Genomic DNA, 18,887 nt, shown 5'->3' on the forward strand with positions numbered 1-18,887 from the left:
ATATATAGGGGAAAAAAGACTAGTGTATCATTTCGAAACAACGTCCACCATGACAGCTACCCGCACATAAACTTAGACATCTATCACCATAATACACTCCAGCTTTTATAGATTGTTTTTCATTTGTATTTAAAGTTATTACTCCTTCTGTGTTTAAAATGTTTTTAAGCATAATTTTTAAGTTTTGTATACCTACTCTGTTGTTAAGGTTTTCGGTGTAGCCCTCTAGTCTTTTTGTAGACGATTTATATACCGGTATTATGATCACAAGATATATAGGAAACAAAAAACTTAAAAATGGTATTACACTAGATAGAACAAAATAGAGGTATAAAAAAACCCTGTCATATTGCAGGGTTTATATTATAATTTAAACGATTAATGTACCATGTAACAAATGGTATCTCCTATATCATCATTAACTGTTGGTTCATCAAGCGGCGGTTTACTAGTTCCTCCTTTTATTTTATGTAATGAAGCCGTATTAATCTTAGCTATTGTAAGTTTTTTAATACCAAATTTTTGAGATGTGTGTTGTTTCATATATTGATAAATTAGTTAGACGTTTTTTCCAAAACATGACGCTATAAAAACTCATATTTTGGTTATCTAATGTAATTTTTTGATCTACACACTAAAAACGTAAATACACTAATTTGTACAATTTGGGGTACTGTTAAACCGTGTTTTTCAAGCCTTTCTCATGTTTTTCTATATTCTTGATATAATAGGAAGGGTTTAGTCCAGTTTTGGTTTTAAAATGTTTTGTGAAAGAATAATCGCTTTTATATCCAATTTCTTTGGCAATAGAAGTGATCGAAAAAGATCTGAATTTTTTATCTTGTTTTAAGCGTTTTACTACATAATCAATCCGTAAATCATTTATATAATCTGTAAAGTTTTTGCCCTTATGTTTATGGATAACTTTGGATAAATAGGTATGATTGCTTTTAATTTTTTTGGCAAGTTGGCGTAAAGTACAATCAGAGCGTAAATAGTATTCTTGATCTTCTAATTTGTTTAATCGTTTAAGAATTTCTTGAACCTTTTTATCATCAATTACGATTTCTTTTGATGCTTCCTTTTTAACTAAATTATTGACATCACCCGCTTCAATTTCACTTGCTTTCTTTATCAAGTCAATAAATACAACCTTATTGTTTTTCTGTTTTTGCACATATTTAAAAATAACGAATCCTAATACCAAAGAAAGTAACAACAGTAATCCAACAATCCATTTTTTGTTTCGGTCGCTCGCTTCTTTTTCATGAGTAAGCGCATTTATTTTTTGTTCCAGTTTTTCTTCTTCCTTTTGATATATGGTATTTACAATTGCGTCTCTATCTTTCTGAAAATCTTTATGCATTTGTAAATACTCATTATTCCAGTATAGCGCTTGTTCAAAATCCTTTTGCTCACCATAACAATTAGCCAGTAATAAATAAGACTGTATGACCAAGGGTTTGATCTTATCTTTTTCTTCTAGCGCATTAATGGTCTTGAGTAATTGGTCTATTGCATGATCATAAGCTCCTTGCTCATAATAGCAGCCGGCCAAAAAATAGTTAATATTTATTCTAGGAAAAAACTCATTCGTGGTAGTATACCGATTCAAAATTTGCTGTGCATCGCGCAAATAACTAAATGACTGATCATATTTTTTTTGATAATAAAAGATCATTCCTTTTTTGATATAGAAATCAATTAAACCATCTTTATAATCTAGTGATTTGCTAATCTCAATTCCTTTTTCGGCAAACGATAATACCTCATCATATAACTCTCGAGTAAGATATATATCACTAATAGTGGTTAAAATATTTACATGAGTAACTGTACCCTTAAAAGATGTTTTATCTATAGACCTAAGTACATGCAATGTAATCTCATACGCCTTGTCTAATTGATTCATCTGTTTTAACACCAACATAAGACCCGAATTTGCACGAATTTCTTGATCTATATTTTTTGTTTTTTGGGTAATAGCCAAGGCATCATAATATGCATCTAAGGCTTTTTGATTTTTTCCTCCTAATAAAAAAGAATGGCCTTTTCTGATAAGCGCCCCTGTTAAGAGAGAATCATTTTTTAATGTTTTGGCAATGGCAAGAGCTTTATCAAAATATTCGATACTTTGATCATAATGATCTGCATTATACAATGATTTTCCTTGTTGGATATATTGTTTTGCAGTTTCTAGCGTATTTTGTGCAAAACCAGTAACAGATAGATTTAAAAAAAATAAAAAGTAAACCACAGGTTTAGCCGCCAAAAACCGTTTGATATAAAAAATCATTCTAATGCATATTGTGTGATCATTCAAAAGTAAGAATTACTTTTAAATTTAGATCTTGATCATCTGTACATTAGCTCGATATAACTATCTAAAATTAATCGTACAGCTTTTTGATTGCCCAAACCATTTAAGGCGGTTACGAGAGGCCAGATTGTATATTGAATCGCGAATCATTCTGGGTACAAAGGCCAGCAATGCTGCGGCTAGTTTCCATCTTGGGATTTTGGAAACAATCTTTAAAAATCCATCAGAATGTGTATATGGACCGTTTTCATCGATTAAAATTACGGTTTCTAATCGCTCAAGAGGGTAATTATATTTTTTTAATAACTCTTGACCTTGAGGAGATTGAAAAGGAATAAATTGAAAAATCTCTTCGGGAGCAAATTTTAATAACCATCCTACTACACCATTACACAAATTACATTCGCCGTCAAATATAATTATACTTTTATTGATTAGAGATTCCATTAGATTGGTTTTTAAATTGTTATGCTCTTATAGTCGCATAGAACCATCAATCATTTCAAGAGTACGGTGAGAATTTTTATAAATCTTAGAATTGTGGGTAGCAATCACCACAGTTTTACCTTTTTCTTCGGTAATTTCTTTTAACAAATCAAATACGATATCTGTATTTTTTTGATCCAGATTACCTGTAGGTTCATCGGCTATAATTAATGCTGGGTCATTAATCAAAGCCCTGGCAATAGCAACACGCTGTTGTTGGCCTCCTGATAATTTATAAGATGGTCGTTTGGCAAACTCTTTCATACCTACATCTTCTAATAACAATAGGGCATCGTGTTTTATTTCTTCGTTGCTTTTTTGAGCAAATTTCATTGCCGGTAACATTATATTTTGCAACACATTAAACTCGGGTAGCAAATAATGAAATTGGTACACAAATCCTATATATTGATTTCTAAAATCCGTGAGTGCCAAGGGTGATAATGTCTTTATATCTTGGTCTTTAATATGCAAAGAACCCTTAAAATCGGTATCTAGAGTAGATAAAATATAGAGTAGCGTAGATTTACCACTTCCCGACTCGCCATAAATTGAAAGCAACTCTCCTTTTTTGACCTCTAAAGAAACCTTATGTAGCACCTGATGCCTTTCGGGGTCTTTAAAAAACTTATTAATCTCTTGAGCTTGTAGTATCATATGCCTCTGATAATGGTTACCGGATCTACCTTACTCGCTTTCTTAGACGGGAAATAACCCGCCAAAATAGTAGTCAACAATCCGAAAGAAAATCCTAATAAATAATAAATTACTTTGAAATTAATGGGGTATGTATCTACAATAATAAAATCTGATGTGTCTAGGGGAGTAATAGAAATCATATAGCTAAGAACGTATCCCAGAACTACTCCAAAGAACGCTCCTATTAAGCCAATAATCATGGATTGTATCAAGAATATAAATACAATATCCTTGCTTGAGTATCCTATTGTTTTTAGTACAGCTATATCTTTTCTTTTCTGAATTACAGTAATATTTAGGATATTATAAATTCCAAACCCTGCAACCAAAAGCAATGCAAAAGAGACCGACCAAGTAAGAATATCACGTACCTTATTGCCAATCACAATAGTCTTATTACTGTCTTTCCAGTCTTCGACGATCGTATCTTTAAAATTTTGAGATATCCTGGTTTTAATATCTACATTATCTCGATCCTTTAATTTGATATGTACTGCTGTAACAGCATTATCCTGCCCTAATAATTTTTGTAAAGTCTTAGCAGAAAAATACGTACGAACATTATCAATTGTGGTAATCCCAAAACTAAAAATACCTGCTACCTGTAGTTGTCGACTTTTTCCATTGGGAAGAATCATTTTTAATTCATCACCAACCGAAACCTGAAGTCTTTTGGCCAAACTAACTCCTAGTACAATTGCGTTTTCATTGTCAAGACTTTGAAACCCTTTACCTTGGATCAATCTTCTTTCAATTTCTACCATTAAATTTTCCTCACTAGGAAAAACACCATTGATACTCCCAGGTAATTGCTGGGTATCACTTACCAAAATCGCAGGAGAAATCACTTGATGGGCAAAGGCTTGAATATTCTCTTGATTCCTTAAAAAAATATCCAGCTCCTCTATGTTTTTCAAACTTAGTATTCTAGTTCCAAAAGTTTTCTTTGCAGAAGTTGTTTTTTGTTCGGGTTTAATAATGATATCAGGACTTCCGTTAAAAACAGCATCATCCAAAAAATCATTAACCCCAGTCATAAAATTAATCATAACAATAAACGTAGTAACGCCCAACATCACACCTAATGTTGCCAGAAAACTTTGCTTTTTCCTGGCAGATAAGTATTGCAATGCAATAAATACGTTAGTTTTATTGAAAATAGATTTTGACATATGTCATAGGTCGAGAAAATCGATGTTGGATTACAGAAATAAGATGAACTCCCCCTCTAATGGACTAATTTAGCCATTTGTTCTATACCACTATAGATTATGTTGAAATTTATCTTGCTAAAGAACAATCAAATCATTAATTTTGCACTCAATTAATTTTATATTAATTGTCCTTCCCCCTTTTAATAATTCAGAATACACTCTTAAAACCACATTAGAGAAATTTAACCGTCTCTGCCGATACCCCATCTATGTACCTTTTCGCTAGGGTATACTGTTATGTATAGCAGTATATCAATGAGTGTGATGTATTGATTTATTAATAAGAAATTACGTTTTAAAACCTTATAGTTATGAAAAAACTATTACTATTATTTTTTCTTTTGGGAAGCCAATTAATTTCTGCTCAGGCAAGCCATATTAGCTGGGAGTTTAAAGGAGGGCGGCTTCTTAACAATCCCGATGGCACATCTACAGGGCCAGGGCCAGAACCCGCAGGATTAGATGTTGCTGCTTTACCTAGTACCCCTATCACCTTAGGTCGTCTTAGATCTGCTGTATTAGGAGATCTAGATGGTGATGATGATCTTGATTTTATATCAGGAAGTCAAGGAGGTACAGTGCATTTTTTTGAAAACACTGGTACTGTAACTGCCCCTAATTGGGTAGCAGCTTCAATCCCTACTTTAGATACTATATGGATTGATAGAGATCTAACATCAAGAAATCAAAACAGGCCACAATTAGTAGATATCGACGATGATGATGATCTAGATTTGTTAATAGGTACGGATTATGATTATGAAGGTGATCGTAATAATGATATTCTATTTTATAGAAATATAGGAACACCAGAAACTCCTGTATTCGAATATATTCCTGATGGACTACCAGGGCTTAATAATCAAGAAGTTTCAGAATTTCCCGGTTTGGGTTTTGTGGATCTCGATAATGACACAGATCTTGACCTAGTAGCTCTAGGTGGTGACAAATTAACCTATTATAAAAATATTGGTGATAGAGAAAATCCAGTTTTCGAACTCCAATCAGAAGTCGATAGCCCTTGGGATAATGAAGATGCATATACTAATATGGATGTACCAATCCCTGTTTTTGAAGATTTTGATAAAGACGGAGATTTTGATATGTTTTTTATGATCGATGGGGGATTTGTACGATGGATCGAAAACGTGGGTACCATTACCAATCCTGACTTTGCATCCTCACCTCAGCAATTATTTAATGGAGAATTAACTGTAGGAGAGATAGGTAGTTTCCCAACTATAGATTTTGGAGATGTTAATGGCGATGGACTAAAAGATGCTATTTTAGGTAGTTTTAATGTAGCAAGATTTGCTTGGTTTAGTCAAGTTCCTGTTTGTGTATTACCTGATACACCTACGATATCATTTACACCTGTAACATGTGTTGGAGAAACCTCTACAATAACCATTTCTGGCAATCTTAATATCGCCTCAACATGGTCTATTTATACGGATTCTTGTGGCGGTAATTTACTTGGCACTATCGACACAAATACCGGTACTTTTGAAGTCACTCCAGCTGCACCGGGTACAACGTATTACATAAGAGGAGAAGATGGCGACATAACCTGTATAGATGAAACAGTCGCTACGTGTATGACCATTACCATACCGGTAAATGAATTGGATGACCCTTCTTTTAATTATGATAACGCCATATATTGTACTGGTGATTCTGATCCCGCTCCTACAATTACAGGATTAACAGGAGGTACATTCTCTAGTACAGCAGGATTAAGTATTAATCCTACTACAGGAAATATTGATATTGCTAATAGTACACCAGGGCCATATACTATAACATACACTACCGCCGGAACTTGCCCAAATAGCACTGATACGTCTGTAACTATTGTTGTAACAGATGATCCAAACTTTAACTACAATGCCACTTCGTATTGTACTAGTGATACCAATCCAACTCCAACAATTACAGGAACTACGGGCGGAACATTCTCTAGCACCACAGGGTTAAGTATTGATCCAGCAAGCGGAACCATTGATATCACCAATAGTACACCAGGACCATACGTAGTAACATATACCACAGCGGGAATCTGCCCAGATAGTAGCGATATACCAGTTACTATTATTATGGTAGACAATCCAAGTTTTAACTACAATGCAACTTCGTATTGTACTAGTGATATCAATCCAACTCCAACCATTACAGGAACTACGGGCGGTACATTCTCTAGCACTACAGGGTTAAGTATTGATCCGGCAACTGGTACTATTGATATCACAAATAGTACACCAGGACCATACGTAGTAACGTATACCACTGCAGGAATCTGCCCAGATAGTAGTGATATACCAGTTACCATTGTTATGGTAGACGATCCAAACTTTAACTACGATGCAACTTCGTATTGTACGAGTGACACCAACCCTACACCAACTATTACTGGAACTGTAGGAGGAACATTCTCTAGTACTACGGGATTAAGTATTGATCCAGCAACTGGCACTATTGATATCACAAATAGTACACCTGGATCATACACAGTAACCTATACCACCACAGGAATTTGCCCAGATAGCAGTAACGTAGATGTTACTATTGTTACGGTAGATGATCCTAATTTTAATTATAATGCCACTTCATATTGTAGCAATGATAATAATCCTTCGCCAACCATTATAGGAACTGTAGGAGGAACATTTTCTAGTACTATTGGATTAAGTATTGATCCGGCAACAGGTACTATTGATATCGCAAATAGCACACCCGGGCCATACGTAATAACGTATACCACTGCAGGAATCTGCCCAGATAGCAGTAATGTAGATGTTACTATTGTTACGGTAGATGATCCTAATTTTAATTATGATGCCACTTCATATTGTAGTAATGATAATAATCCTACGCCAACCATTACGGGTACGACAGGCGGGATATTCTCTAGCACCACAGGGGTAAGTATTGACCAAAACTCTGGTGTAATTGACCTATTACAATCTTCTGCGGGAGAATATGTAATTACATACACCACCTCTGGGGTTTGTCCAGATAGTAGTACGGTAACCATTACAATATCTGCATTGCCTAATATTGCAATAACAAATAATTCACCAACTCTTACCGCAAATAGTATTGCAGGAGCTACATATCAATGGATAAATTGTGATTCTGGCGCATCTATTAACGGAGCAACAGATTCAACTTTTACGCCTACAGAAAATGGTTTGTATGCGGTAGATGTTACGTTAAATGATTGCACAAATAGGTCGCTGTGTACTACTGTTGACAATATCAATAATGATAATTTATCTACGGTTAAGTTATACCCTAACCCAACTGATGGGATGATAACAGTTACACTTCCTTTAGTAAAGCGGATTATCATATTTAATGACTACGGAAGAAAAGTATTTGTGACATCAGATACTACTTTTGATATTTCTATACTTAAGTCTGGGCTTTATTTTATGAGGATTGAAACCAATAATGGCCATACTATAAAGAAGATTATGCGAAATTAAATATCTATCAAAAAAATATTAAGAAACCTTCTGTTTTTAATCATTAGAAGGTTTCTTAATTTTTAACAGTCGCTATCTGTAATATCTTATCAAGAAGCAATTTCTATTTCTTTTTGCTACTTTTTGCCAAAGGATTAAAAGTTAAGCATAACTGTATCCAATACTCAAGATCTTTATCCAGATCAAAACCATCGGGTGTTACAAAAACATAACCTTTCATAGGTCTACCTGTAAAGTCCATTGGGAGACATCCTTCTTTCTTCATAGCCTCATCTACAGCATGTACGCCAATCCGGGCCATGAGTAGATCCATCTCTTTCTTTTTATCGAAGTGAATACCACAACACATTTTATTATCTACCATAAAACAAAGTCCGCCCATCATTTTTTTCTCATAAAATTTAGCTCTTTTTTCCTTAAAAATCTGACGAATTCTATCCGCGATAAACTCATTATATGCCATACTTATTGAATCACTTTGGTTAAATATTCGTTTACGGGTTGCATTGCTTTCCAATACTTCATCATTTCATTCATCAAAGTAGTACTAGTGATCAAACTCGAACCTTCTTCACCAACAAAATAGAATTGTTTATGAGCAATTAGCGGTTCTTTTTCGCAAGCTTCTTTCCATTCTTTAGGAATTCTTTTCATGGCCTCTCCTCTAATTTCCCCAAACCTTTGAACAAAATCTTTATTTTCAATCAATCTTTTAAATTCTTTTGGATCATTTCTGATGCTTGTTCTAATCTTCAATAATTGTTCTTTTGTAGGTCCAAAGCATCCCCCCATAATGCCAATCATATCAGGCGCGCATCTTATAAATATTCCTGGGATGCTTTTATCTTTTTTTCCTGCTTTGGAAACAAAGGCAGTATAATGTAAATTATAAGGTGACTTATCCTTAGAGAATCTAATATCTCTATGTATACGTAGTATACAATCCTTAGGTTCAATTTTCAAGTCAGAATCATACTTTTGTATTTTGGTAATAAGTGCGTCTACAAAATATGTGAATGGCTCCTTTACACTCGTTTCATATCTTTTCTTGTTTTGATGAAACCAATCTTTATTATTATTCTTTGCCAACTCTTTAAAAAAACCAATAAAGTCCTTTGTAAAATATTGCATATCAATATGATTAAAAAAGGTTTGACAATAGTGCATTATCAAACCTAACAAATATAAATTACTATTTCATTGAGTGAAAAGCCACACGATTACCTTCAGTATCCAAAAATATGGCCATAAAACCATTTTCACCTAATGAGGTTTTGGGCATGATAATAGTACCCCCTGCCTTTTCTACTCTGGCCAAAGGCACAGACAGATCTTCACCTCCGTTTAAATATGCAAACGTACCTTCTTGGGATGGTTTGTTTCCATTACCATGAGTAACGCAACCTCCTACACCTCCATCCTTATAAGGAAAGAAAGCCATTTTAAAATCTAGTTCCATAGGTTGTAATTCTGCCTCTAAAAGATCATTATAAAACTGCACTGCTCTTTCAAAGTTTGTACTTGGTATCTCAAACCAACTAATTGCACTTGACATCATATTTTTTGTTTTTTGATTTATAATTACTCAAAGATACTTTATAGCATTAATCAAAAAAATTATATTTTTGAAAAAACATAGGATTCTAAAATGAAAAAAAATGAAGAGCTCTTTTATTTAATCAAGTCGTTATCCAAAAGTGAAAAACGTTATTTTAAACTCAGTGTACAAGGAAGTGAATCCGCAGAGTATCTTCATTTATTTGATGCCATCGAAGCACAAAAAACATATAATGAATCCGAAATTAAATTATTTTTTAAAGACAAAGCCTTCGTTAATCAATTAACTACCATAAAAAACTATTTAAAACACCGTATTCTTCAATCCTTACGAAACTATCATTCTAAAATTTCGAAGAATGCCGAGCTTACTGACATTATTCGTAATGTTGAAATTCTATTTCACAAAGGTCAATACGCAATTTGCGAAAGCGAACTGAAGAGGGCCGAAAAAAAAGCAACGAACTTTCAACAAGACACCCTCTTATTTCATATCCAAGATTGGAAAAGAAAAGTGCATCAGGCTTTATATCCACAAGATTTTGAGGCTTTAAAAAGCATTATTCAAAATCAAAAAAATACGCTTAAGGCTACGAATGAATACATTGATCTACTCTTAGCCAACATAGATCCCGGGCAATTCTCTCTTTCACACAAAAAAAGTGTTTCGTTACAAAATAAAACCTTGAAAACTCTACATAAATATAGAAAATTATTAATCTCTAAGGATCATAATAAAGCGAAACGAAGCTTAGAAGAACTTATAAAAGAGTGGGAACAACAGCCAGAATTACTTAAAGAGTTTTTTGCTATGTATTTTTCGGTATGCAATAATCTCTTAGGGTTCTTAGTTTTTAAAAAACAGTACAAAGAGGCTTTTGTTAGAATTTTATTAATCAAACAACGAGCACAAAAAATTGATACCGTTTCTGCATCACTAATCAAAGAAAAACTAAGGTTATACAATATAGAATTAGAGATACACAGGAACCTTAAAGAGCTACATACTACTCACGAGGTTGTCGAGGAGATTTTGGAATTCATTAATCTTCATAAAATATTGGTTCCTGGTAATTACAAATTATCTTTCAACTTTCAGTTTGCAGTCATTTATTTCCTAAAAAAAGATAACAAAAAAGCACTGCGATGGATAAATGATATTTTAAATCATCAACACAAAAAGGACAGAAAGGATTTGATTATTTATACGCATTGGTTAAACCTATTGGTACATTACGAATTGGGTAATGGTTTTACATTAAGATATCTAATTGATACCATGAAAAAATATTTAAAAAAGCAAAAAAACATAGATTCCTATGAAAAGATGCTTTTGAAATTTTTATCCAAAACGGTAACCTATTCGCTATCTGAGAAAAGAATTGCTTTTGATGGCTTAAAAGAGCAACTCATGGCACACCCTATCCCCGATCAAGTTTTAGGGTACATTGATTTTAATGAATGGATAAATAGAAAGCATTAATAGTAAATAGTTATCCTTTTTGTCTTCTAGAAAGCATAGAAAGAAAACCTTCTTTATACGTATTTCCTATTGAAAGTTGTTTATTAGAAACCTCTACATAATCATTACCATATGCCTTGATTTTATCAAAGGCTACAATATATGATTTATGAATACGGGCAAATTGATCTGTAGGAAGCAAATTCTGTAAATCTATAAGTTTATGGTATACCACAAAATGCTTGTCATACAGATGAATCTTTACATAATTACTTAGTCCTTCAATATATATGATATCTATATAATCTATTCTAATATTCTTACGGTCAACCTTAAAATATTCGTATGTTTTTTTACATACTTTGGTTTCCAAAACATGGGGCTCATTTGTACGACTCACCTTATTTACTGCCTTCAAAAATCGTTCGAATGAAAAAGGTTTTAATAAGTAATCAACTACATCCAACTCATACCCTTCTAGGGCAAACTCTCTATACGCAGTTGTAATAATTGTAGCCGGTGGGTTACTTAGGGTTTTTAAAAAACTTAAACCACTAATTTTTGGCATTTCAATATCCAAAAACAAGATATCAATTGGATTTTCTTGCAGGACTTTAAGCGCTTCCATTGCATTATCACATATCTCAAAAACTTCTAGATCAGGTGTGTCTTCAATAAACCCTTTCACAATATTTTGTGCGATAGGTTCGTCATCAACTATTAGACATTTAAGCTTCATCTTGAAGTAATTTAATAGTTAAGTTAACAATAAAAGCATCTTCTGTTTTGTTAATTTCTAAATTTTTACGCTTGCCATATAATAAATCTAGTCTACGACAAATGTTCTGAAGACCTAAGCCCCCATTACTATTTTCATCTTCTTTTTTAGAGATACTGTTCTGTGTAGTAAAAAACAACTCTTCTTTAGATACATTGATGGTGACTTTAATCCACCCCTTTTTAACCTCATTTTTAAGACCATGTTTAAAGGCATTCTCAATAAACGGCACTAGAATCAAAGGTGGTATTTTTACGCTTTCGATATCCCCTTTTACTACATACTCAATCTCTACTCTTTTTTCATAGCGCTCCTTCTCTAAAGCAATTATATTTTCTATGAGCTTTAGCTCTTTTGTTAATGGCACCTCATTGGTATTCGATTCATAAAGCGTATAGCTCAAAATATCAGATAACTTTAAAATGAGGCTTGGTGTTTTTTCAGATTTTTCTAGTGCGAGTCCATAAATACTGTTTAATGTATTGAATAGAAAATGAGGATTAGTTTGAGATCTTAAAAACTTCAATTCTGCACTTGTTTTTTCTTGGATTAGTACTTCGGTTTCTCTTCGTTGCCTGTACCAATCCATGAACAATTTAAAACCTGTAGTAAATGCTACAGGAGATACAATAATAAGTACAGCCTGAATTAATTTGGCAAAACGTAGCGGTTCGATTTTCTGGCCCTGCATCCATTGAGGAAAAAAATTAGGATATCCCCAATACAACATAAAATACCTGTGACCAATTGCTACTATTAATAAAATTAATACCAAAATTAAAAAATACTGTAGCAATTTATTCTTGTACAAAAACCTTGGAATAAGTACAAACCAATTTATATACACCACAATAAGTCGAGAAGGTAAAAAAAGCAACTCATACACCAAAGCATCCTTAAAAGAATCCATATATCCCCATTCTGAGATTGTAAATGACCCTGTGACCACAATCCAAAACAAGATATGATATGTAATTTGTTTGATACTCAAAATGCTATACTAATAAAAACAAAGCTAGTATTAAAATCATCCATTCTATCCCTTTTTATGTCTAACTGCTCTGAATTTATGTGAACAGTTACAAAAAACCATTGACATAAAGAAAACACATGTATACAGAATAGTTACCACAACTGATATAAAAATTTAATTCTCTAAAAGAAAGTAATGTACTTTCACTACTCAAAATAAATATAACATGCGCCACCGATACTCCTGTATTATATTAATATTTTTTCTTTTTTCTGGTTCTATTATGATTTCTCAAGAAGAAAAAGGTGTTTTAAACAATAGTTCGATTGCATTTACAATTCCAGAAAAAGACCTTCTTCCGGAGAGCATTGCCTATGATAGCTTAAAAAATGAGTTTTATATAGGAAGTACTAGAAAAGGAAAAATCATCAAGGTATCAAAAGATGGATCTAAAAAGGTTTTTATTACTCCAAAAAAAGAAGGGTTGTGGATGATCATAGGAATGGAAATCGACTCAAAAAGAAGACATCTTTGGGTATGTAGTTCTGGAGGTGATAACTTAGAAGGATACACTCTAAAAGATGATAAAGAAGGTAGACCAGCTGGTGTGTTTAAATTTGATTTAAATACAGGTAAATTAATCAACAAATACATATTAGATATCCCTGGCGAAATACATTTCTTCAATGATATTGTAATCAACAAAAACGGAGATGCATATATTACCCATATGTTTTCTGAACACGCATTGTATACAATTCCTAAAGAACAAGACCAATTGACAAAAGTATTTTCATCAACAACTATAAAATACCCTAACGGAATAACATTTTCTGGTGATGAATCGCAAATATTTATCGCCCATGCCGAAGGCGTTTCAGTGTATAATATTAAAAATCGAAAAACACTGGCTCTAGAAGTTCCTGAACATATAAAAATTAGCAAACGAGAAAGTATAGATGGGTTATATTATTACAAAAACTCATTGATAGGTATTCAACCCGATAGCAAAACAGTGCAACAATTTAAATTAAACAAAACAGGCTCTAAAATCCTAAGTGCAAAACCATTGGAAGTAAATCACCCAATGATGAATAATCCTACTACAGGAGAAATCATAAAGGACAAATTCTATTATGTAGCCAACGCACAATTTGGAAGTTTCAATAAAGATGGTTCTTTATTTTCTTCAGATAAATTATACGAGGTATGCATACTTAAATTGCCATTACAACATCATCAATCAAAAAACGAACATTATGAATAGGTCACAATTTATTAAAACCGGTATCATAACAACAAGTGCTTTTGCTCTTGTACCACATTCAGTTTTTTCTAAAAAACAGCAAAAAGAGACTCAATTAGACAAAAAGGTAGTCGCCGAATTTGTAAGTGCGGGGCATGGAAAATTTGACAAAGTAAAAGAACTCCTTGCGGAATACCCCACCCTATTAAATGCAGCTCATGATTGGAAAAATGGTGATTTTGAGACAGCTCTGGGAGCTGCTAGTCATGTTGGTCACAAAAAATTAGCCCAGTATCTTATAGAAAAGGGTGCGCAAGCCAATATATTTACCGCCGCTCTTTTTGGAAGAATTGACATTATAAAACCTATGCTTGATCTATTTCCTGCATCGCTTCACGCAATAGGGCCTCATGGGTTTACACTTTTACATCATGCACAACGAGGAGGCGACGATGCACAAGAAGTAAATGACTTTTTAGTATCACTAGGTGCAAAAGAAACTAAAATAGCTTTGTACTAAAAAACGTAGTTCGTAAACAACACTATAGCACACATGAAAACACTTGCCATTCTAATTGTATTTTTATGTCATACCTATCATGGATGCAGTCAAAACACTGAAGATAAATCAATTGACCCATATGAATCTCTAAGCTTTTTAATAGGCACCTGGACACTTGATTTTGGTAAAGGTCAAGCGTATATGAAATTTGAATGGGGAACTAATAATAGATATGTAATTTGTACTGGTACTAATAAAAGAAATGGTAAAATCACTCCAGAATTTTTCAGTCTCATTTTATGGGACGGAGTGCAAGAAAAATTCACCATTTCTTCTTCATATACAGCAACCAATGATCTAATGGCAGAGTATGGTACCATGACAATAACAGATCAATTAATCTCTAGAGATTTGACAGTAAATTATAGTAAGGGTCAAAACATCCCATTCTTAAAAAAGAAAGCTGGCAATGGCGGGGATAGTTTAGTCTACCGACAACGTTGGCAAATCATTGATCAAACTACAATGACCGACCTATTTGAAGTTAATTTTGAGGGCCAATGGACCAATCCAATGCAAAAATCTAAAGATCAACCTCATTTCAAATGGAAAAAGATAATCTTACAATAGCAAACATTAATTCTTATATGCCAATGCCCTTATTTTGATTTTGACTTCATTACCAATAAAAAAAGAACCGTTATCCATTTTTTTATTAAATGCTATTCCGTAATCAAATCGATCGATAACCAAATCTGCTTTGATTCCTATAGCTATCTTTTTTGTTGGATCATTAAATGGCCCTAAAATATCTACAGGAAACTCAATAGTTTTGGTTATGTTTTTAATCGTTAAATCACCTTGCATCACATAGCCTTGTTTTACTTTTTTTACCGTATTAGAGACGAAAGTAATTTCGGGATAAGCAGCTGTATCTAACCACATTTCTCCTTTAAGATGACCATCCCGGGTTTGGTTATTAGTATCCAAACTATTTGTATTTATCTTAATATTTACTGTTATGCTTTCTGGAGCATTACCAGAGAGAGATACATCCCCAATAAAGGTATTGAATCTCCCACTCACCTCGCCAACCAAAAAACGTTCTACATCAAAACCAATATAGGTGTGCCCTACATCTAGTGTATAATTATCTGTTGTAGGGTTAAAGCTTAAGTTAGTAACTGCTATACATAAAACGGTAAGAATAAAAAATTTCACTTTCATCATTTTTAAATTTTGATTTATACGCCAAGTATAGGTCTACTTAATGATGAATTCGACAATCTTTATAAGTATTGCCAGATTTAGGTAATTATAAAATATCCGTATGTTCTTTACGAAATGCAGAAGGTGTTTTATTTTCGAATTTTTTAAACGCATTGACAAAGGATGTCTTATTATTAAATCCAGAATCGAAAGCAATTTGCAACAGTGTATATTTTGGGTTTTCTACAATCCTATTTTTTGCCTCTTCTACTCTATATTTATTAATGAAATCGAAAAATGAGCTTTTAAAATGCTCATTAATAATTTGAGAAACATGATGACTAGGTATATCCATTTGTTTGGCAACATCCAGCAATCGTATCTCATTATTAAGGTATATTTTTTTATCACCCATTAAAAGATTTAACTGCTTAACATAAGCTATTATATTTTCAGTTTTAAGTGAACTTTTTGCATATTTCTCTATGTTTTGATCTATTGATTTCCAATCAGTATTCATGAGAGAATAGCTAATCAAGAAGAATAGAGAACCAATAGGCAAAACATAAATATAATCCAGATATCTTCTGTAAATATCTGTTACTAGTAAAATATATAAGAATAGTATTGAAAAAAGAAGTACAATAATCAAAATCATATTAAAAACTCTAGCCCATTTAATACCAATATCTACAGTAGCATACTCGGATTTAATAGTTTCTGTATATGTTTTAATACGCTTAATATTTTTAAATAGATATACTCCTAAATGGACAAACTGAATGATAAATATGAAAGAGTACATGTATTGGAGAAGACTAATACTTTTCTTTCTATGATCAAATACCGACAGCATACCATAATCCACCTGTCTTTTATTAATAATATCATCACTGCACAAGGGTATGATCACCACGAAGAGGATAAATGGCAAAAAATGAATTAGCGATTTAGTTTTCCATTTCCATGTAATATCGGTAATAGATAAGAAGTAATACAAAGTTAGTGGCCCCAGTAAAAACCAAGACCCATAACGGGTACCATAAAAAATGCCCAATTTAACATTAACGGTATTTCTTATTAAAAGAAACTCTATCAAATACCATATAAGGACCAGGATTATAAAAAAGAGATAAATATTACCTCGTTTTGTTCTTTTTTCAGTGGATATTAAAAGTACTAATAGCAAGAATACTCCTTGAAAAATAATAATGAGTATTGCTATTGACCAAATATCCAGATTCATAAAATATCCTATTTAAGAAAAGTATATATACGAAAATACAACTATAGTGCAAATAACAACTCCAACATACCGAGCTGCTTTCCATGGAGTGATATCCACCTCTTTTGTATATTGCTGCTCATAGGGTAATTCTCTAGGGTATAATTTTCCGATCACAAGCATTACAGTAATGTTCAAAACAAATACAATGGCCATAATATGCAAAAAGTGAGGAAAAACCCCTTTCATTATGGTGCTATCAAGAATTACATATCCTAAGTACAGTAAAGCTCCAGAAATAATTGCAACTTTAGCTGCGATTGCGGGAACTCTTTTTGTTAGATACCCTACTACAATTATTGTTAAAATAGGTATACTATAACACCCGTTTGCCTTTTGTAAGTACCCAAAAATACTTTCGGTGTAATATAAGAAAGGTGCAATTATCATTGCAAATAAAGCAAGTAAAATTCCGAATTTCTTACCCGCTTTTACGATTTGAATCTCTGTCGCTTGTTTGTTAACATACTCATTGTAAATATCTACTCCAAATAAAGTGACCGAACTATTTAACGCACTATTAAATGAACTTAATATTGCTCCAAAAATCACTGCCGCAAAAAAACCAACCAAAGATACTGGAAGCACTTCTTTAACCAAAGTAGGATATGCTTGATCTGCTTTGCCAAGCGTATCTCCAAACATATGAAATGCAATTACTCCGGGAAGTACAACGATCAACGGACCTAGTATTTTAATAAATGACGCTAATAATAATCCTTTTTGTCCTTCTTTTAGATTTTTTGCTCCAAGAGCACGTTGAATAATAGCTTGGTTGGTACCCCAATAAAATAATTGCACCAACATCATTCCTGTAAAAATAGTTGCAAAAGGGATCTTAGAATCATTTGACCCTATAGCGTTAAACTTTTCGGGATGCTCCTGCAGTAAAATAGTAAACCCTTCAGAAATACTACCATCTCCAATTTCTAACAACCCTAAAATAGGAATCATAATCCCTCCTATTAACAACCCAACAGCATTAACAGTATCTGATATAGCTACTGCCTTGAGGCCTCCAAAAATAGCATAGATAGAACCTATAATCCCAATACTAAATACGCATATCCAAATAGATACGAACTCTGATACTCCTAACAATTCTGGAATGTCGAACATGGTATTAATAGCCACAGCTCCTGTATATAGAACAATTGGCAGCAAAATTATAGCATATCCCGAGAGAAACAAGCCCGAGGTTATTGCTTTGGTGGTCGTATCATATCTACGTTCTAAAAACTGAGGTATCGTAGTGAGTCCTCCTTTCAGATATCTAGGTAATAAAAACACCGCTGTAATTACCATGGCTATAGCGGCCAGCGTTTCCCATGCCATCACCAAAATTCCATCTGTAAAAGCATCCGCATTAAGACCTATAATTTGTTCTGTAGAAAGATTGGTTAATAATAACGAACCCGCTATAGTAATAGCAGACAAACTTCTTCCTGCAAGAAAATAACCATCGGCTGTATTTTCATTCGTTTTTCGAGTAGCTAAATAAGAAATTACACCTACCAATAAGGTGAAACCTAAAAAGGAAAGTAATCCCATGTTGTTTGTGTTTTTGAGATTTAAATAAATATGATTTATTTCGGTCAACTGTTAATGTTTTTACTAGTAAATTTTAATAAAAAACAAAACATATACTTAGAAATCGCAAAGCAAATA

At 33.0% G+C, this 18,887-nt stretch carries 19 protein-coding genes; 5 read left to right on the plus strand and 14 right to left on the minus strand.

What is annotated here, in order from left to right; translation table 11 throughout:
* Positions 1 to 19: 19 nt before the first annotated feature.
* From DK508_RS21235 to DK508_RS15885, 6 genes are all read right to left on the minus strand, one after another.
* The gene (locus DK508_RS21235; RefSeq protein WP_160114750.1) at positions 20 to 172 is read right to left on the minus strand and encodes a hypothetical protein; all 153 of its coding nucleotides are present in this window, start codon (positions 170 to 172) and stop codon (positions 20 to 22) included.
* A gap of 206 nt (positions 173 to 378) precedes the next feature.
* Positions 379 to 543 (minus strand): hypothetical protein, encoded by a 165-nt coding sequence (locus DK508_RS21240; protein WP_160114751.1) that lies wholly within the window; start codon positions 541 to 543, stop codon positions 379 to 381.
* 133 nt (positions 544 to 676) lie between these two features.
* A complete protein-coding gene (locus tag DK508_RS15870) occupies positions 677 to 2,296 on the minus strand; it encodes a tetratricopeptide repeat protein (protein WP_109301772.1) in 1,620 nt (539 codons plus the stop codon).
* An 84-nt stretch (positions 2,297 to 2,380) separates the two neighbouring features.
* Entirely contained in the window at positions 2,381 to 2,767 is a 387-nt protein-coding gene (locus DK508_RS15875) for a thiol-disulfide oxidoreductase DCC family protein (protein ID WP_109301773.1), read from the minus strand.
* 27 nt (positions 2,768 to 2,794) lie between these two features.
* Positions 2,795 to 3,463, minus strand: coding sequence for an ABC transporter ATP-binding protein (locus DK508_RS15880; protein ID WP_109301774.1), 669 nt, complete (start codon positions 3,461 to 3,463; stop codon positions 2,795 to 2,797).
* Positions 3,460 to 4,677: an FtsX-like permease family protein gene (locus DK508_RS15885; RefSeq protein WP_109301775.1), complete on the minus strand. Its 1,218-nt coding sequence runs from the start codon at positions 4,675 to 4,677 to the stop codon at positions 3,460 to 3,462. Before DK508_RS15885 ends, DK508_RS15880 begins: the two co-directional genes overlap by 4 nt.
* 353 nt (positions 4,678 to 5,030) lie before the next feature.
* On the opposite strand from DK508_RS15885, the gene DK508_RS15890 reads away from it, so the two are divergent.
* A complete protein-coding gene (locus DK508_RS15890) occupies positions 5,031 to 8,207 on the plus strand; it encodes a T9SS type A sorting domain-containing protein (protein WP_109301776.1) in 3,177 nt (1,058 codons plus the stop codon).
* Positions 8,208 to 8,310: 103 nt separating this feature from the next.
* Here the strand turns inward: DK508_RS15890 and DK508_RS15895 are convergent, their stop codons facing one another.
* From DK508_RS15895 to DK508_RS15905, 3 genes are all read right to left on the minus strand, one after another.
* Positions 8,311 to 8,670 (minus strand): TfoX/Sxy family protein, encoded by a 360-nt coding sequence (locus DK508_RS15895; protein ID WP_109301777.1) that lies wholly within the window; start codon positions 8,668 to 8,670, stop codon positions 8,311 to 8,313.
* A 2-nt stretch (positions 8,671 to 8,672) separates the two neighbouring features.
* A complete protein-coding gene (locus tag DK508_RS15900; protein ID WP_160114752.1) occupies positions 8,673 to 9,338 on the minus strand; it encodes a DUF2461 domain-containing protein in 666 nt (221 codons plus the stop codon).
* 61 nt (positions 9,339 to 9,399) lie between these two features.
* Complete coding sequence (locus tag DK508_RS15905) at positions 9,400 to 9,765, minus strand: VOC family protein (protein ID WP_235016420.1); 366 nt, start codon at positions 9,763 to 9,765, stop codon at positions 9,400 to 9,402.
* 90 nt (positions 9,766 to 9,855) lie between these two features.
* Between DK508_RS15905 and DK508_RS15910 the strand changes: the two genes are divergently transcribed.
* On the plus strand, positions 9,856 to 11,247 hold the full coding sequence (locus DK508_RS15910; protein WP_109301780.1) for a hypothetical protein: 1,392 nt from the start codon (positions 9,856 to 9,858) through the stop codon (positions 11,245 to 11,247).
* 10 nt (positions 11,248 to 11,257) lie between these two features.
* Here the strand turns inward: DK508_RS15910 and DK508_RS15915 are convergent, their stop codons facing one another.
* Positions 11,258 to 11,965 (minus strand): LytTR family DNA-binding domain-containing protein, encoded by a 708-nt coding sequence (locus tag DK508_RS15915; protein WP_109301781.1) that lies wholly within the window; start codon positions 11,963 to 11,965, stop codon positions 11,258 to 11,260.
* A complete protein-coding gene (locus DK508_RS15920) occupies positions 11,955 to 12,995 on the minus strand; it encodes a sensor histidine kinase (RefSeq protein WP_235016421.1) in 1,041 nt (346 codons plus the stop codon). The genes DK508_RS15915 and DK508_RS15920 overlap by 11 nt, the downstream gene beginning before the upstream one ends.
* Before the next feature lie 208 nt (positions 12,996 to 13,203).
* Here DK508_RS15920 and DK508_RS15925 point away from each other — a divergent pair, with 208 nt between their 5' ends.
* Genes DK508_RS15925 through DK508_RS15935 form a run of 3 tightly spaced genes read left to right on the plus strand, consistent with a single transcriptional unit; the run spans position 13,204 to position 15,355 of the window.
* Positions 13,204 to 14,244 (plus strand): SMP-30/gluconolactonase/LRE family protein, encoded by a 1,041-nt coding sequence (locus DK508_RS15925; RefSeq protein WP_109301783.1) that lies wholly within the window; start codon positions 13,204 to 13,206, stop codon positions 14,242 to 14,244.
* Positions 14,237 to 14,743, plus strand: a complete 507-nt coding sequence (locus DK508_RS15930; protein ID WP_200831879.1) for a hypothetical protein — start codon at positions 14,237 to 14,239, stop codon at positions 14,741 to 14,743. Before DK508_RS15925 ends, DK508_RS15930 begins: the two co-directional genes overlap by 8 nt.
* A 33-nt stretch (positions 14,744 to 14,776) precedes the next feature.
* A complete protein-coding gene (locus DK508_RS15935; protein ID WP_109301784.1) occupies positions 14,777 to 15,355 on the plus strand; it encodes a hypothetical protein in 579 nt (192 codons plus the stop codon).
* A gap of 6 nt (positions 15,356 to 15,361) precedes the next feature.
* Here DK508_RS15935 and DK508_RS15940 read toward each other — a convergent pair whose 3' ends face one another.
* From DK508_RS15940 to DK508_RS15950, 3 genes are all read right to left on the minus strand, one after another.
* Positions 15,362 to 15,952 carry a YceI family protein gene (locus DK508_RS15940; protein ID WP_160114753.1) on the minus strand — a complete coding sequence of 197 codons (591 nt, stop codon included), beginning with the start codon at positions 15,950 to 15,952 and terminating at the stop codon, positions 15,362 to 15,364.
* Between the two features lie 88 nt (positions 15,953 to 16,040).
* Positions 16,041 to 17,180, minus strand: a complete 1,140-nt coding sequence (locus DK508_RS15945) for a helix-turn-helix domain-containing protein (protein ID WP_109301786.1) — start codon at positions 17,178 to 17,180, stop codon at positions 16,041 to 16,043.
* A 12-nt stretch (positions 17,181 to 17,192) separates the two neighbouring features.
* Positions 17,193 to 18,770: a solute:sodium symporter family transporter gene (locus DK508_RS15950; protein WP_109301787.1), complete on the minus strand. Its 1,578-nt coding sequence runs from the start codon at positions 18,768 to 18,770 to the stop codon at positions 17,193 to 17,195.
* Positions 18,771 to 18,887: the final 117 nt, after the last annotated feature.

Origin of the sequence: Aquimarina sp. AU474 (assembly GCF_900312815.1) — a bacterium.
Taxonomy (GTDB): Bacteria; Bacteroidota; Bacteroidia; order Flavobacteriales; family Flavobacteriaceae; genus Aquimarina.

Excerpts from the sequence above, each read along its gene's own strand:
- DK508_RS21240 (WP_160114751.1), bottom strand. The coding sequence starts at position 543 with ATGAAACAACACACATCTCAAAAATTTGGTATTAAAAAACTTACAATA.
- DK508_RS15875 (WP_109301773.1), bottom strand. The coding sequence starts at position 2,767 with ATGGAATCTCTAATCAATAAAAGTATAATTATATTTGACGGCGAATGT.
- DK508_RS15870 (WP_109301772.1), bottom strand. The coding sequence starts at position 2,296 with ATGATTTTTTATATCAAACGGTTTTTGGCGGCTAAACCTGTGGTTTAC.
- DK508_RS15900 (WP_160114752.1), bottom strand. The coding sequence starts at position 9,338 with ATGCAATATTTTACAAAGGACTTTATTGGTTTTTTTAAAGAGTTGGCA.
- DK508_RS15930 (WP_200831879.1), top strand. The coding sequence starts at position 14,237 with ATGAATAGGTCACAATTTATTAAAACCGGTATCATAACAACAAGTGCT.
- DK508_RS15945 (WP_109301786.1), bottom strand. The coding sequence starts at position 17,180 with ATGAATCTGGATATTTGGTCAATAGCAATACTCATTATTATTTTTCAA.
- DK508_RS15895 (WP_109301777.1), bottom strand. The coding sequence starts at position 8,670 with ATGGCATATAATGAGTTTATCGCGGATAGAATTCGTCAGATTTTTAAG.
- DK508_RS15885 (WP_109301775.1), bottom strand. The coding sequence starts at position 4,677 with ATGTCAAAATCTATTTTCAATAAAACTAACGTATTTATTGCATTGCAA.
- DK508_RS15890 (WP_109301776.1), top strand. The coding sequence starts at position 5,031 with ATGAAAAAACTATTACTATTATTTTTTCTTTTGGGAAGCCAATTAATT.
- DK508_RS15880 (WP_109301774.1), bottom strand. The coding sequence starts at position 3,463 with ATGATACTACAAGCTCAAGAGATTAATAAGTTTTTTAAAGACCCCGAA.
- DK508_RS15940 (WP_160114753.1), bottom strand. The coding sequence starts at position 15,952 with ATGAAAGTGAAATTTTTTATTCTTACCGTTTTATGTATAGCAGTTACT.
- DK508_RS15925 (WP_109301783.1), top strand. The coding sequence starts at position 13,204 with ATGCGCCACCGATACTCCTGTATTATATTAATATTTTTTCTTTTTTCT.
- DK508_RS15910 (WP_109301780.1), top strand. The coding sequence starts at position 9,856 with ATGAAAAAAAATGAAGAGCTCTTTTATTTAATCAAGTCGTTATCCAAA.
- DK508_RS15915 (WP_109301781.1), bottom strand. The coding sequence starts at position 11,965 with ATGAAGCTTAAATGTCTAATAGTTGATGACGAACCTATCGCACAAAAT.
- DK508_RS21235 (WP_160114750.1), bottom strand. The coding sequence starts at position 172 with ATGCTTAAAAACATTTTAAACACAGAAGGAGTAATAACTTTAAATACA.
- DK508_RS15950 (WP_109301787.1), bottom strand. The coding sequence starts at position 18,770 with ATGGGATTACTTTCCTTTTTAGGTTTCACCTTATTGGTAGGTGTAATT.
- DK508_RS15905 (WP_235016420.1), bottom strand. The coding sequence starts at position 9,765 with ATGATGTCAAGTGCAATTAGTTGGTTTGAGATACCAAGTACAAACTTT.
- DK508_RS15935 (WP_109301784.1), top strand. The coding sequence starts at position 14,777 with ATGAAAACACTTGCCATTCTAATTGTATTTTTATGTCATACCTATCAT.